We start from the raw sequence: 12,772 nt of genomic DNA, 5'->3' as shown, positions 1-12,772 counted from the left end.
TTCGAAAAGGAGCGAACAGAAGTGTCTCATGAAAAAGGAATAGAGGGGCTGACTTTACTCGGAAACCAGAAGACCCAGTATCCTACCCAGTATGACCCGGGTGTTCTGGAATCCTTTGACAATAAAAAACCGGACAGGGATTACTTCGTCAAGTTCAACTGCCCTGAATTTACAAGCTTGTGCCCGATGACGGGCCAGCCTGATTTCGCTACCATCTATATCAGCTATATCCCTGATCAGAAAATGGTAGAGAGCAAATCACTCAAGCTGTACCTGTTCAGCTTCCGCAATCATGGAGATTTCCACGAGCATTGTGTGAATGTCATTATGGATGATCTGATAGAACTGATGCAGCCGAAATACATTGAAGTGTGGGGCAAATTCACTCCGCGCGGCGGTATCTCCATTGATCCTTATTGCAATTATGGAAAGCCCGGCACCAAGTATGAACAGATGGCCGAGCACCGGATGATGAACCATGATATGTATCCGGAACAAGTGGATAACAGATAAATGTGAGGCGGCTTTCTCCTTATAGGGGAAGGCCGCTTTCCATAAGTGGTCTTTTTGCTGAATAAAAAAGAAATCGCTTTCTTTTCCAAGAACATACATATAAGTAAAGAACATTCCATGTTGAAAATGTTTCATATCAAGAATATCTTTTGAAGGAGGGAAAGCCGTGTCTGTCCAGATTCAGCATCCGGGTGAACCGTTTTACGAGCTGCCTTTGGAGACTACCAGACTCACACCCAATTATAGGATTGATCTGCGCAATGCTCGCAATCTGCATCCCGACCGTTTTTTAAACGCAAATATAGTAAGAGACTGGTCTTTGCTTAGCTGGAAAGAGGTTGGAAAGCCATATCAGGTTGAGAATATGTCAAAGACCCGTACTTCCTGGAAAAAAAACAGGGGAAGTCCATGCCTGCCCATACTTCCTGGGAGTATTTCAACAAATCTTTTCATGAATGGTTCGAGAAAAATGTACCGGCTGAAAAATCGGAGGCGGCCAAATCGTTTTGGAAGCATGTGTCGGGATTTAACTTGAAGGAGGTCAGATATGCCTTCAAAGACCTGATGATGATTCATCTTTGGAATTATGCCCACCGTATACAGGATGGCATATGGGATCCAAGGGGGAAAAGGGCACTCTTCCAGGGACTGGATTTGGATAAGCCGCGGATCTTATTTCTGGGAGCGGCAGAGGGATATGAAGCCATGCAGCTTCAAGCGATGTATCCGGGCGGGGAATGCGTGCTGGTCGATTACGACGAGTTTTGCAAGACGACCCGTTTTGGCGACTTCCCGGAAACTTACCCGTTCCTTGGAACAGATTCTTCCACGGGGCAGCCAAAAGTCTGGTATAAAAATGGGATGAATCTGTATTATCTGGTGGAGGATATTCGTGATCTTTCCTTTGGTAAAGAGTTTGATCTGATTATCAGTGTGGGGTTGCTGGAGCATTTTCCCGACGAATACAAGCCGGAAGTTATGGATTGGCACCGGAAATTTCTGAAACCCGGAGGATACGCTATTCTTACAACGCCGCGCAATCAGCCGCGGTCCCGGATTTTTTACCGGGTCATGGAAGATGTGATGAACCATACTTACCGGGAACTGATGGATATTAGGCAAATGGGGCTGTATGTGTATGAGAACGGCTTTGATATCCTTAGACACGGTTTTATCAAGGTACACAACGGTATTGTGGCCCGCCCAAGATGAAGCAGTTCTAAACGGGAAGTTGCCGGAGAGAGAAAAAACCTTAAGCTATAAACCGGGCTTTTCCCTGAAAGCTTCCCGGAGTGTATAATGAAGAATAGCTATAAGAGAAAGCGAGTGGTTGCGAATGACACAATCATGGAAAGAACTGGCCGAATCCAAAAGAGACAGCTACATAGAAGATGCCAAGAAACTTCTGTCGATACCGAGCACACCCGACCCGGCTACGGCGGGGCCCGGAAAGCCTTTTGGCAAGGGCATTGCGGATGCGCTTGAGCACATGTTGCAACAGGCCCGCGGCGACGGGTTTAAAGCCTATAATGTCGAAGGTTATGCCGGCTGTATCGAATATGGAGAAGGGGAAGAGAGCATTGGAGTTCTTGTACATATGGATGTAGTTCCTCCAGGAGAAGGTTGGACAACCCCCCCTTTTGCTCCGGATATAAGAGGCGGCAGGTTATATGCACGGGGAGCCATTGACGACAAAGGTCCTGCTATGGCTGCCTATTACGGGCTTAAACTGGTAAAAGAAAGCGGTCTTCCTTTGTCCAAGAAGATCCGGTTTATCATCGGAACGGACGAGGAAAACAAAAGTTTATGCATGAAGCGGTTTAAAGAGCTGGACACGATGCCGGAAATCGGATTTTCCCCGGATGCGGATTTCCCGATTGTACATGCGGAGAAAGGGCAGCTGAACGTAGATTTGGTATTTAACAAGAAGACGGCCGGACAGGAGCAGGAAGAGGATCAATCGTTCACGCTTCGTTCGTTCGGATCGGGGCATGCCCGCAACATCGTTCCGGATCTGGCAGAAGCCGTGCTGCTGATTCGGGATGAGAAACAAGCGTCCCGGGTGGACAGGCAGTTTAAGCAGTTTTTAAAAGAAAAAGAAGCCGAGGGTTCTTTCGCATCCAGTGGAACAAACGAATGGACGCTCTCCGTTAAAGGTAGGGCTGCTCACGGGTCGGAACCGTACAAAGGGCGGAATGCGGCTACGCTGTTGGCTTCCTTCCTGTCCCGGTTTTCTTTTGCGGGAACAGCCAAGGCATTTCTGTGCTTCCTGGCTGAACGCTTTGAAGAAGACTACTACGGATCGGCACTTGGACTCGCCAGTAAGGACGAAATCAGCGGAAAGCTTACCGTTAACCTTGGCATGGCTTATTATAACAGCGAAGCTGACGTGCCCGGGCGGGGGGATATCCGGATTACCGTTCGTTACCCCGTTACCGGTGTAGGTCAAGAGCTCCAAAAGAGACTGGCCGATGCAGCTGCTTCCTACGGTTTTGACCTGCAGGAGGTGGAAATTGATCCTCCGCATCATGTGCCTGTTGATCATCCGATGATCCAAACGCTTCAGCGGGTCTACCAGGAGCAGACTGGTCACACACCAAGGCTTCTGGCTATTGGAGGAGGTACTTATGCAAGGGAGATGAAGAGCGGGATAGCTTTCGGACCGTTGTTTCCCGGAGCCAAAGATACGGCGCACCAGGTAGACGAGAGTGTGGGAATTGATGAGATGATCCTGTCTATGGCTATTTACGCCCAAGCCATGTATGAATTAGCTAAATAAAGACATGTAATTATAGAAGACCTTCATACCATTTGTATGGTATATTATCGAAGGTCTTTTTTCTGTTTTTGTAAGAAAAAAGCAATTTTCGGTGTAAATCTGCTTCATAAAACAGGTTGATCTAAATGATTATAAAATTTTTGTTAAAAAATGATAAATTTTATTGATTATCATTCTCAATGTAACTATAATAATTACAACTAGTGGAATATGTATGCTAGTTACAATTAAACCAAAAAGAGGAGGAAATATCAGATGAAAAAACTTATTTTAGCCGGAGTGTTGGGAGTTTCTTTGCTTGCAGGAACTAACGTGCCGGGGTTTGAGGCAGAGAAGGCAAGTGCAGCGACAGTGGATAATGAAATAAAAGAGACATGGAAGCACTATTCTCTGCGTTCCTATGAAGTTACTCCAAAGGAATCTTTCTATTTGAAAAAAGGAGAGGAGCTTGGTGTGCTTCTATCTACAGGGTATCCTATCACCTATACCGTGTATGATGCGGACAATCGTGTGATCGGTACGTATAATGCCGCCAACTTTGGCCGGATTTTTAAGGCTGAAAAAGATGGTAACATCTCGGTTCAATTCCAGGCCGGCGTCAATTCCTCATTCGTTAAGACAATGAGCTTTGCAGCTAAATTCACACTTTATAAATAATTTGCATGTGAATATTCCATATTGGATATGAAATGATTTTAAGATAAATACATACAAGCCGATTACTTCGTTTAGGTAACCGGCTTGTTTTTTTTATTAATCATATTATCCAATCGCAGAGTCCTGGCTCATGATCTTGTCCTGCCGTTCATAGAGTGTGAAATCCCTCAGCTTGGGCAATAAAGCATAAGCAAATGTGAGCAGAGGGGACACCCATATAAAGATGGCATAGGGCAAAAAGTCAATCACCGGTACGTGCAAGGTGGTGGCAAAGAAGGTCCCGCTTACCCCCCAGGGAATAACTGCGTTAATTAGGGTACCGCAGTCTTCCAAGGTCCTGGAAAGGGTTTTGGCCGGGATGCCCCTACTGTTAAACTCCTGTTTAAACATTTGTCCGGGCAGCAGAATGGACAAATACTGTTCTCCTGTCAGAAGATTGACCGCGATGGAAGAAGATCCTGCTGCCACTACCATGGAACCGCGATGCCGGATAGGCTGTACCAGCTTGCGGAACAGGGCCTGAATGACTCCGCAATACTGCAGCAATCCCCCTAGACTAAGCGCAATCAGAATAAGGGAAATCGTCGACGACATCATAGATTGCAGGCCGCCGCGGTTAACGATTGCCGCTACTGTTTCATTCGGGATATTTTCCTTATATCCCTGCTGCATTACACGGAACCACTCAGCCACTGACGAATGCCCCTGAAACAGCCATGCAGCCAGCAGTCCTGCCATAATTCCGAATACCAGTGTAGGAATTATAGGTTTACGGCGGAAGGAGCCATATAAGACTGCAAGCGGAGGCAGAAGGGCCCCCCAATGAATATGGAAACTGTCCGTCAGGGCTTTCTGCATGCCCTGGATTGCCGTAAGATCAAAACTTTCGCTTTGTCCTGCAAATGCGAAAAAGACAGCGGTAATGATCAGGGCAGGCACTGTGGTATACATCATATTTTGAATATGAGTAAAAATGGAAACTCCTGTTACGGCGGGGGCAAAGTTGGTTGTATCCGACAAAGGGGACATCTTGTCTCCAAAACAAGCTCCGCATACTATTGCACCTGCTGCCAGCATGGGATTTACTCCCGTAGTAACGGCCACTCCCATCAAAGCTACACCTACTGTACTTACGGTTGTAAATGAACTTCCCGTAAACATTGAAATAATTACCGTAATGAAAAGCGCGCTGATCCCAAAAAATTCAGGGGATATATATTTAATCCCGTAATACAAAATAGTGGGCACTGTGCCGCTCATCATCCATACCGCTATCAGAATCCCGATTAAAGATAAAATGATAACAGGCATAATAGCCGAGCGGATTCCTTTCAGAATAGCCTCTTCCATTTGATTCCAGCGGAAACCGAAAACGGCAAGCAGCAAGGCTGCCAGCACCAGGGTTACAAGCAGGGGAATATGGGGTTCTGCCTTTAACAAGAATATGAAAAAAAACAAAGCTCCTATGATCATAAGAAATATCATGATGCTTTGTATAAAAGTTGGTTCTTTTTTCATTTTGTTCACCAGTTGTCCTTCCGTTCTTCCTAATCTCGTACTTCTCCTCTATAATGCTTTTTTGCTTACACGCTTCTTCACGTCACAGTGAGTATACATTTGTTTCGCCCTTTTGTCAAATATATACTGAAAATTTGTGTTTCTTATGTGTACAAGCCGTTTATTGCCTAAAAATTGTAGAGAAAGAAGAATAGTTTGGAACTTTCTTCCCGCTGAAAGGGTCTTATTGATGAGGTGGTCTATTTTGGAGAAGGACAAGGTCAGCCAGGAAAGGTGGGCAGCGGATCCGGATGCTTTCCGGGATTTGATGAGACAGTATGGCAGGGACGTGTGGAATTACGCTTTCTTTCTGACTAAAAGCTCTCATGTCGCGGATGATATTTCCCAAGACGTCTTTGTGCGGGCTTATACAAAGCTGCATACGTTCCGGGGGGAAAGCTCTGTGAAAACATGGCTCTTTACCATAACAAGAAACCTGGTGATGAACCATAAGCATTCGGCTTTTATTCGAAAGGTGACACTGGTTGATTTCTTTCAGCACGAACATGAGCAGAAATCTGCTGAGGAGAGATGTTTGCAGGATATGAATATCCGGGAGATTTGGAAGCTTGTACTGATGCTTCCTGATAAATATCGGGAAGTGCTGGTGCTGGATGCCAAATATGAGCTGTCCACGGCAGAAATGGCCAAGCTTCTGGGCATCTCCGAAGGAACCGTTAAATCCCGTCTGCACCGGGCGCGCGGTCTGATGAACAAAAAGGTAAAGGAGGGACAGGGTGTTGAAACGATCTAAACCGGTTTGGTATGAACAGTTGCGGCAAGAAGCTTTTGAAATGGACGGATTCACGGATACCCATATCCGGAATATTGAAGAGCGGATTGCCCGGATAACAGACAAAAAGCAAGCTTCAGGTGAGACAAACAAACAATTCGGTGCTATGCTGCTGGGGGCTGCTATGGTATTGGTGCTTGGTTTGCTGCTCTTTATATTTTGGAAAACTTCTCCTAAACCGGTTCAGGATATGGCTGCCGGCCAAGCTGCAAAAGAACCGGGCATGTATGTCAAGGAAATGTCGGAGGCCGGCAGCACACCTCAGAATCAATTAAAGGAGAAATTGCATCTGGGTTTGACCGAGCCGCAACTGAAAGAGGCGATAGAGCAAGCAGGATTTACCCTGGTAAGTGAGACGGAAAGCGGCGGGGTAACGACTTACCGGATTCAAACTGACGATAATAGTGAATTGAAGAATGAAATAAGAGGGTCCCTTAAAGAAGAAGCTCAAAATGCCGCAGAAATAGACATAGAAGTGCACTTTCGAGATGGCGTGGCGGCAAGCATACGCATGTCTTACCAAAATACCGGAGGGGAACGCGTTACAACAGAGATTACCGGATAGAGCCAACAACTATGGAAAAACTTATAACTTTTTAGAATCCGGATAGTTGTATTATGGAAATCGCCCCGGATTCAGAGAGCCGGGGCGATGCAGGACTAAATGGAAGTATATAAAGTTTTATTTGGCACCCTTGTATTTGCTCAGAAGTTCTTTTGCCTTTGCAGGATCTGCTTTTAGCTCGTTTCCTGTTTTGACCATCGGGCTTAAAAACTGCAATATTTCGTCTTGATTAATTGAATAGAGCACGGCCTTTCTTAAATCCTCACTTTTTGCTTGATAAAACGAAGCTTAACGTCCGATATTTTCGGTTCATGTTTCGTTCCCTTTATATAGCCGGGGTTTTTGTGGAAGATAGCTTTATAGTCGTTTTTATACGCCAGAATATACGGACCGCTCGCATAAAGGGTATTATTGTATTTATTTCCTTCCGTTATTGTGTTCTGATCCCCGTATGGAATATCCTTGTTTACATGATTTTTGTATCCAGCCCTTTTCTAAAGCTTCGCAGTTTCATTGCTGCCTGATTGCCTGGTATTTTCCAGATAGCGGGGAGGAATCCCGTTTGGACTTATCTTTGAAATCAACATCTTCCCATGAAAAAGAACACGATTTGGACAGCCTTACCGATTTTTCATTTAATATTTCTTTTTCACCTCTTGGGAGAAGGCGATTTCCTTTTTTGAATGAAGGGGAGAATGGCGCTAAAGAACCACGGGGAAACGTATCCGCTAAAAAAGACTATCCTCCAGGCAGAAAATCTGCCTTTAGGATAGCCTACTAGCAAACTAAGAAGGAATAGCGACCCAATGCCCGCGGGATACTTCCACGAGTTCGGAAAGTTGAAAAAACATAAGTTCTTCCGTAAACTAGAAATGAAGTACGATGAGGGGACAGCGGAAATTGTTCCTTGAACTTTTTTATGTTATTAATTGTTTGACCAAGGCATTTCTTGTCCTTTTAAGAATAGACTAAAAAGAGAAAGAACCATGCGGGAGGTACATACCATGTCGGGATTTTTGAAGAAAATAAAGCTGGGTGCAGAAGGGGTTGGAAAGAAAGCACAGCAAACCTTTGAAGCGAACCGTTTGAAAATACAAATTAAAGAGAAACAAAAGGAAATTGAAAAACGATATACACAGATTGGCCGGGAGGTTTATCAAGCCATCAAAGCCCAAGATGAAGGTAGAGCCAGGGGAGATGTTGATCTGCTTGGCCGCCAAATCCGCCAATTGGAAGAGGAAATCAGAGAGATGAACCACAAGATTCTGGAGTTGAATTCAGAAAAGAATTGTCCTTGCGGCAATGTAGTGCCTCTTGAAACACGATATTGTCCCAACTGCGGCCATAAATTTGAAGAGCCTGTGAAAGTGGACGAAGACAAGGAAGCTCTGCCTGATTCGGAACCCGAAGAGGAACTGGTCGAACTGAAGAGAGTTTGTCCTTCCTGCAGGACTGCCATTGATCCTGACGCCAAGTTCTGCGAGCACTGCGGCAAAATCATTTTACCCGAGGAATGAACTTTTTCCCATTAAAGGGTTCTTTTTGCAAAGCGGGTATGCTATCATAGCAATAACTGAATATTAGTTTTTTCACTAGGGGCGCCCGTACGGGCTGAGACAGAATGGTTTCTGGACCCTTTGAACCTGATCTGGATTATACCAGCGTAGGAAAGTGGGAATGCATGAATAAGAAAGCCTGGATGGAGCGAATTATGCTGCTCTACAGGATTTTTTGTATAACCTAGCCAGGGATGCAACCACTTTTCTATGGAAAAGTGGTTTTTTGTTGTTCAGGACCTTATCCGGCAAATTCATGCGGGTTTCCGCGGCTCTTAAAAGTCCCGGAATAAGTGTCTTAGCCCCGCTTTCTTTCAAAGAACATATGGTGTTTCAGCCTGATGGGCGAGGCAGTAAGAAAGGTGTTGTTTCATGAGGAACATTGTCGAATTTCATCTGATAACTACCGGTAAACAAAGTGTATCACGCCTGATTGGGATAGCGGAACAAGTGCATTCTTATGTAACGGCAATTCATGTAAGAGAGAAGAAAAAAAGTGCTGCCGAACTGATAGAGATAGCTTCCTCCTTGTTGGAAAGAGGGGTTCCGGCTTCTAAAATTTACATCAATGACCGTCTGGATGTAGCCTGTTCCCTGAATCTCGGAGGCTGCCAGCTTGCTTCCCATAGCGTGACCGCGGCCTTGGCAAGAAACGTATGTCCGGGACTGCGTCTTGGTTGTTCGGTTCATGCTCTGGAGGAAGCGAAAGCCAGAGAAGGGGATGGTGCGGATTATATCCTGTTCGGACATTTGTATCCGACTGCGTGCAAACCTGGAATTCCTCCGGCCGGAATACCCTCTCTAAGGCAGTTATGCAGCAGATTGAGCATACCGGTATTGGCCATTGGAGGGATTATACCGGGAAATGTTTCGGAAGTGCTGGAAGCAGGAGCCGCCGGGTTTGCTGTGATGAGTGGGGTATGGGAGGCAGCTGAACCGTTGGATGCAGTCCATGAGTATAGGAAGGCGGTAGAAAGGGGAATGCGGAATGTCTGCACAAGTTGATGCAATTATTGTTGGAGGAGGGGTCATCGGTTGTTCAGCGGCTTATTACTTGTCTTTGAAGGGACTCAAGGTCATGCTGCTGGAGAAAGGCAGAATCGGGCAGGAAGCGTCTGGTGCGGCGGCGGGCATGCTCGGAGCCCAGTCCGAGCTTACCGAGGATGGCCCGTTATGGAAGTTGGCCCGCTGCAGCCGGGATTTATTCCCGAGGCTTGCGGAGGAACTGCGTGAGCTGAGCGGCATCGACATAGCTTTGGTTCAGCGGGGTATGCTCAAAGTGGCGGTGACAGAACAGGATGCCGCCGAACTGAAGCGACTGCTGGACCTCCAGCAGCAGGCAGGGGAGGGCCTCTGCCTGCGGAGCCGCAAGCCGCTGCTCCGCTCTACTGTGGCTTCGCTGCTGGCCAGGGCGCGGGAGCTTGTTCCGGCCTTGGAAGAGGCCGAATGGGAGCGCGCATGGAGCGGTTTACGCCCGCAGACGCCGGATGGCCTGCCTTATATTGGCCCCGCTGCCGAGTATCCCGGCCTGTATGTAGCGGCTGGCCATTTCCGCAACGGAATTTTGCTTAGCCCCGTCACTGGCCGGTATATAGCAGGTCTTATTGTCGAAGAGCATACGGGGGAGGACGTTGAGTTCTGGTCCGATTTCCGCCCGGACCGCAGGTCAGGGTACGTAGAGAAGGCACTCTGAATTAGGGTGCGGAAATTAAGCCCCCGGCAAATTATAAGGGGAAGGAGGGAGAACACTTGCAGATTATGGTGAACGGTGTCGGGACGGAACTGCCGGATACGCTGCGGACAATCTCGGATCTGCTTGCCCACTTTGAACTTGGCGAAAAGATGCTTGTCGTGGAAAGAAACGGTCTTATTTTGGAAAGCGGGAATCACGATGAAACCGGGGTTTCGGACGGGGATTCCATTGAAATCGTACATTTTATAGGAGGCGGTTAACATTCTGAAAATCGGTTCTCATTTATTTACTTCCAGACTGATGCTGGGAACGGGGAAATTCCCTGACTTTCATATTCAGAAAAAGGCGGTTGAAGTATCGGAAACAGAAATCCTTACCTTTGCGGTCCGGCGCATGAAAGTGTTTAATCCGTCTCAGCCTAATTTCCTGTCCATGCTGGATTTGTCCCGGTATACGCTGCTTCCCAATACGGCAGGCGCCAAGACAGCGGAGGAAGCGGTCCGGATTGCAAGGCTCGCCAAAGCGTCGGGAATTTGCCATATGGTAAAAGTCGAAGTTATCGGGGACGATGTAACGCTTCTTCCGGATCCGGTTGAAACACTTCGGGCTTCAGAGATGCTTCTTGAAGAGGGATTTACGGTACTTGCCTATACATCGGATGATGTTGTTCTGGCAAAAAGGATGCAGCAGCTTGGTGTTCACGCTATTATGCCCGGTGCCTCCCCTATCGGTACGGGACAGGGAATTCTCAACCCCCTCCAGCTCAGCTATATCATTGAACAAGCCAGCGTTCCGGTGATTGTGGATGCGGGAATTGGGGCCCCTTCGGATGCGGCTTTAGCGATGGAACTGGGGGCAGATGGCGTACTTCTGAATACTGCTGTTTCCGGTGCCAAAGATCCGGTGAAAATGGCCGAAGCCATGAAGCTAGCCATCCGGGCAGGACGGCTCGGTTTTGAAGCCGGGCGAATACCGAAGAAGCGGACAGCATCCGCAAGCAGCCCGCAGGAGGATATAAGCCGCCCCGAAGCCTTGGCCAAAAGAGGAGGGGAAGAGCTTTGAAAGAAAACAAGGGGAAGCATGGGGGGCCTTCACCCGTCCCAAAGGTTCTTACTATTGCGACTTCTGACAGTGGAGGAGGGGCGGGCATTCAAGTTGACCTGAAGACCTTTCAGGAACTGCAGGTATACGGGATGAGCGTCTTGGCCGCCATTACCGTTCAGAACACCATCGGAGTGAAAGAGGTCTTTTCACTTCCGCCGGAGCTAGTCCGGGCCCAGATGCAGGCTATTGAGGAAGACCTTCCTCCGGAAACTGTCAAGCTCGGCATGCTGCCCAACAGTTCTATTATGGAAACGGTATCGGGAGCACTGAGAGACTTCGGGTGGTCCCGTATAGTATTGGATCCTGTCATGGTCGCCAAAGGGGGCGCAGCCTTAATGGAGAAAGAGGCGGTAAAGACTCTCTGTACCGAATTAATCCCGCTTTGCTTCGTGATTACGCCCAATTTATCCGAAACTGCGGAAATCATTGGATCGGATGTAAGGACAATGGAGCAGCGAAAGGAAGCGGCACGCCGCATTCACGGCATGGGAGCCCGCTATGTACTGATCAAAGGGGGACACGGGGAAGAACAGGACTCCATAGACTTGCTTTACGACGGTTCAGGTTTTACGGATTATGCCTGTACCCGGATAGTTACCCGGCATAATCATGGCACGGGGTGTACGTTTGCTTCAGCGCTTGCGGCAGGGATTGCTAAAGGAATTTCGCCCGAAGAAGCCATTCATGCTGCCAAGCAATTTGTTCAAGCCGCCCTCAGTATCGAACTGGGGCTGGGACATGGACACGGGCCGACCAATCATTGGGCATATGCCCGGTTAAAGAGGGAGCACGGTTTACCTGAAGTAAAGGCAACTGCCCGGCAAAACTTTGAACAGGGAGGCGGGAAGAATCATGCAAGCTCCGGCAGGCTGGTTACCTGAGGCAGTAAGTGCCAGGTTGAAGCTTTACCTGGTATTGGGCAGCCCTTTTTGCAGGCATTCACCGGAAGAAGTTCTTCAGGCAGCCATCCGCGGAGGCATTACCTTGTTTCAATACCGTGAAAAAGGAAACGGGGCTCTTACGGGGAATAAGCTCGTGGAATTAGGCCGGCGTTTACGTTTTATCTGCCGCGAGAATGGCATTCCCTTTATCGTTAATGATGATCTGGAGCTTGCCCTGGAACTGGATGCAGAAGGACTTCATGTGGGTCAGGAGGATGCTGAGAAGGCCGGAGTCGCGGAATTAAGATGCCGACTGGGCCCGTCCCGTATCCTGGGGGTTTCGGCTCACAATGTGGAGGAAGCGGAGGCAGCCGTACGGGATGGAGCTGATTATTTGGGAGTAGGACCGATGTATACGACATCGAGCAAGACGGATGCATGTGAAGTGCAAGGACCTTCCTTAATCCGCAGGTTGAGGGGGGAAGGCATTTTCATGCCTATAGTGGGGATTGGCGGGATTACGGCTTCCCGTTCCGGGGACGTCATTCGGGCAGGAGCGGATGGGGTGGCTGTTATTTCATCCATTACAGGTTCCGCAGATCCGGAAAAGGAAGCCGGGCAGATTCTCGAAATGGTTCATCAAGCCCGCGGGCACGCCGGGATGCTGTAAGGCG

General features: G+C 47.9%; 14 protein-coding genes, 1 pseudogene and 1 riboswitch. Of the genes and pseudogenes, 13 read left to right on the top strand and 2 right to left on the bottom strand.

Features of this window, described 5'->3' with window-relative positions; genetic code table 11:
• Positions 1 to 21: 21 nt before the first annotated feature.
• From queF to BXP28_RS14550, 4 genes are all read left to right on the top strand, one after another.
• A complete protein-coding gene (gene queF / locus BXP28_RS14565; RefSeq protein WP_036655389.1) occupies positions 22 to 513 on the top strand; it encodes a preQ(1) synthase in 492 nt (163 codons plus the stop codon).
• 408 nt (positions 514 to 921) lie between these two features.
• The gene (locus BXP28_RS14560) at positions 922 to 1,725 is read left to right on the top strand and encodes a class I SAM-dependent methyltransferase (RefSeq protein WP_023483610.1); all 804 of its coding nucleotides are present in this window, start codon (positions 922 to 924) and stop codon (positions 1,723 to 1,725) included.
• 124 nt (positions 1,726 to 1,849) lie between these two features.
• Positions 1,850 to 3,292 carry a dipeptidase PepV gene (gene pepV / locus BXP28_RS14555; protein WP_023483611.1) on the top strand — a complete coding sequence of 481 codons (1,443 nt, stop codon included), beginning with the start codon at positions 1,850 to 1,852 and terminating at the stop codon, positions 3,290 to 3,292.
• A 255-nt stretch (positions 3,293 to 3,547) separates the two neighbouring features.
• A complete protein-coding gene (locus tag BXP28_RS14550) occupies positions 3,548 to 3,949 on the top strand; it encodes a hypothetical protein (protein WP_023483612.1) in 402 nt (133 codons plus the stop codon).
• A gap of 105 nt (positions 3,950 to 4,054) precedes the next feature.
• On the opposite strand, the gene nhaC is transcribed toward BXP28_RS14550, so the two are convergent.
• A complete protein-coding gene (nhaC, locus tag BXP28_RS14545; RefSeq protein ID WP_046655172.1) occupies positions 4,055 to 5,467 on the bottom strand; it encodes a Na+/H+ antiporter NhaC in 1,413 nt (470 codons plus the stop codon).
• Between the two features lie 244 nt (positions 5,468 to 5,711).
• On the opposite strand from nhaC, the gene BXP28_RS14540 reads away from it, so the two are divergent.
• Positions 5,712 to 6,260, top strand: coding sequence for an RNA polymerase sigma factor (locus BXP28_RS14540; RefSeq protein ID WP_036655387.1), 549 nt, complete (start codon positions 5,712 to 5,714; stop codon positions 6,258 to 6,260).
• Positions 6,247 to 6,864, top strand: a complete 618-nt coding sequence (locus tag BXP28_RS14535) for a hypothetical protein (protein ID WP_036655386.1) — start codon at positions 6,247 to 6,249, stop codon at positions 6,862 to 6,864. Before BXP28_RS14540 ends, BXP28_RS14535 begins: the two co-directional genes overlap by 14 nt.
• A gap of 117 nt (positions 6,865 to 6,981) precedes the next feature.
• On the opposite strand, the pseudogene BXP28_RS24360 reads toward BXP28_RS14535, so the two are convergent.
• Positions 6,982 to 7,334 (bottom strand): annotated as a pseudogene (locus tag BXP28_RS24360) (ABC transporter substrate-binding protein); the annotation flags it as partial.
• Between the two features lie 534 nt (positions 7,335 to 7,868).
• On the opposite strand from BXP28_RS24360, the gene BXP28_RS14520 reads away from it, so the two are divergent.
• The 7 genes from BXP28_RS14520 (at position 7,869) to thiE (ending at position 12,768) form a co-directional block, all read left to right on the top strand.
• Entirely contained in the window at positions 7,869 to 8,381 is a 513-nt protein-coding gene (locus BXP28_RS14520; protein WP_036655384.1) for a zinc ribbon domain-containing protein, read from the top strand.
• A 67-nt stretch (positions 8,382 to 8,448) separates the two neighbouring features.
• A riboswitch (TPP riboswitch) is annotated at positions 8,449 to 8,551 on the top strand.
• Between the two features lie 241 nt (positions 8,552 to 8,792).
• Positions 8,793 to 9,425 carry a thiamine phosphate synthase gene (locus BXP28_RS14515; protein ID WP_023483617.1) on the top strand — a complete coding sequence of 211 codons (633 nt, stop codon included), beginning with the start codon at positions 8,793 to 8,795 and terminating at the stop codon, positions 9,423 to 9,425.
• Positions 9,409 to 10,113, top strand: a complete 705-nt coding sequence (locus BXP28_RS14510; protein ID WP_023483618.1) for an NAD(P)/FAD-dependent oxidoreductase — start codon at positions 9,409 to 9,411, stop codon at positions 10,111 to 10,113. Before BXP28_RS14515 ends, BXP28_RS14510 begins: the two co-directional genes overlap by 17 nt.
• A 65-nt stretch (positions 10,114 to 10,178) precedes the next feature.
• Positions 10,179 to 10,373 carry a sulfur carrier protein ThiS gene (gene thiS, locus BXP28_RS14505; RefSeq protein WP_023483619.1) on the top strand — a complete coding sequence of 65 codons (195 nt, stop codon included), beginning with the start codon at positions 10,179 to 10,181 and terminating at the stop codon, positions 10,371 to 10,373.
• A 1-nt stretch (position 10,374) separates the two neighbouring features.
• Positions 10,375 to 11,175, top strand: a complete 801-nt coding sequence (locus BXP28_RS14500) for a thiazole synthase (protein ID WP_024093200.1) — start codon at positions 10,375 to 10,377, stop codon at positions 11,173 to 11,175.
• A complete protein-coding gene (gene thiD, locus BXP28_RS14495) occupies positions 11,172 to 12,098 on the top strand; it encodes a bifunctional hydroxymethylpyrimidine kinase/phosphomethylpyrimidine kinase (RefSeq protein WP_023483621.1) in 927 nt (308 codons plus the stop codon). The genes BXP28_RS14500 and thiD overlap by 4 nt, the downstream gene beginning before the upstream one ends.
• Complete coding sequence (gene thiE, locus BXP28_RS14490) at positions 12,070 to 12,768, top strand: thiamine phosphate synthase (protein ID WP_036655381.1); 699 nt, start codon at positions 12,070 to 12,072, stop codon at positions 12,766 to 12,768. The genes thiD and thiE overlap by 29 nt, the downstream gene beginning before the upstream one ends.
• The last annotated feature ends 4 nt before the right edge of the window (positions 12,769 to 12,772 follow it).

Origin of the sequence: Paenibacillus larvae subsp. larvae, from assembly GCF_002003265.1 — a bacterium.
Lineage (GTDB): Bacteria > Bacillota > Bacilli > Paenibacillales > NBRC-103111 > Paenibacillus_H > Paenibacillus_H larvae.
The sequence above is the reverse complement of the archived record's forward strand: the minus strand, read 5'-3'. Positions and strand labels throughout refer to the sequence as shown.

What these genes read in the sequence shown, in the direction of transcription:
- BXP28_RS14560 (WP_023483610.1), top strand. Translation starts at nt 922, where the DNA reads ATGCCTGCCCATACTTCCTGGGAGTATTTCAACAAATCTTTTCATGAA.
- pepV (WP_023483611.1), top strand. Translation starts at nt 1,850, where the DNA reads ATGACACAATCATGGAAAGAACTGGCCGAATCCAAAAGAGACAGCTAC.
- BXP28_RS14550 (WP_023483612.1), top strand. Translation starts at nt 3,548, where the DNA reads ATGAAAAAACTTATTTTAGCCGGAGTGTTGGGAGTTTCTTTGCTTGCA.
- nhaC (WP_046655172.1), bottom strand. Translation starts at nt 5,467, where the DNA reads ATGAAAAAAGAACCAACTTTTATACAAAGCATCATGATATTTCTTATG.
- BXP28_RS14520 (WP_036655384.1), top strand. Translation starts at nt 7,869, where the DNA reads ATGTCGGGATTTTTGAAGAAAATAAAGCTGGGTGCAGAAGGGGTTGGA.
- BXP28_RS14515 (WP_023483617.1), top strand. Translation starts at nt 8,793, where the DNA reads ATGAGGAACATTGTCGAATTTCATCTGATAACTACCGGTAAACAAAGT.
- BXP28_RS14510 (WP_023483618.1), top strand. Translation starts at nt 9,409, where the DNA reads ATGTCTGCACAAGTTGATGCAATTATTGTTGGAGGAGGGGTCATCGGT.
- thiS (WP_023483619.1), top strand. Translation starts at nt 10,179, where the DNA reads ATGGTGAACGGTGTCGGGACGGAACTGCCGGATACGCTGCGGACAATC.
- thiE (WP_036655381.1), top strand. Translation starts at nt 12,070, where the DNA reads ATGCAAGCTCCGGCAGGCTGGTTACCTGAGGCAGTAAGTGCCAGGTTG.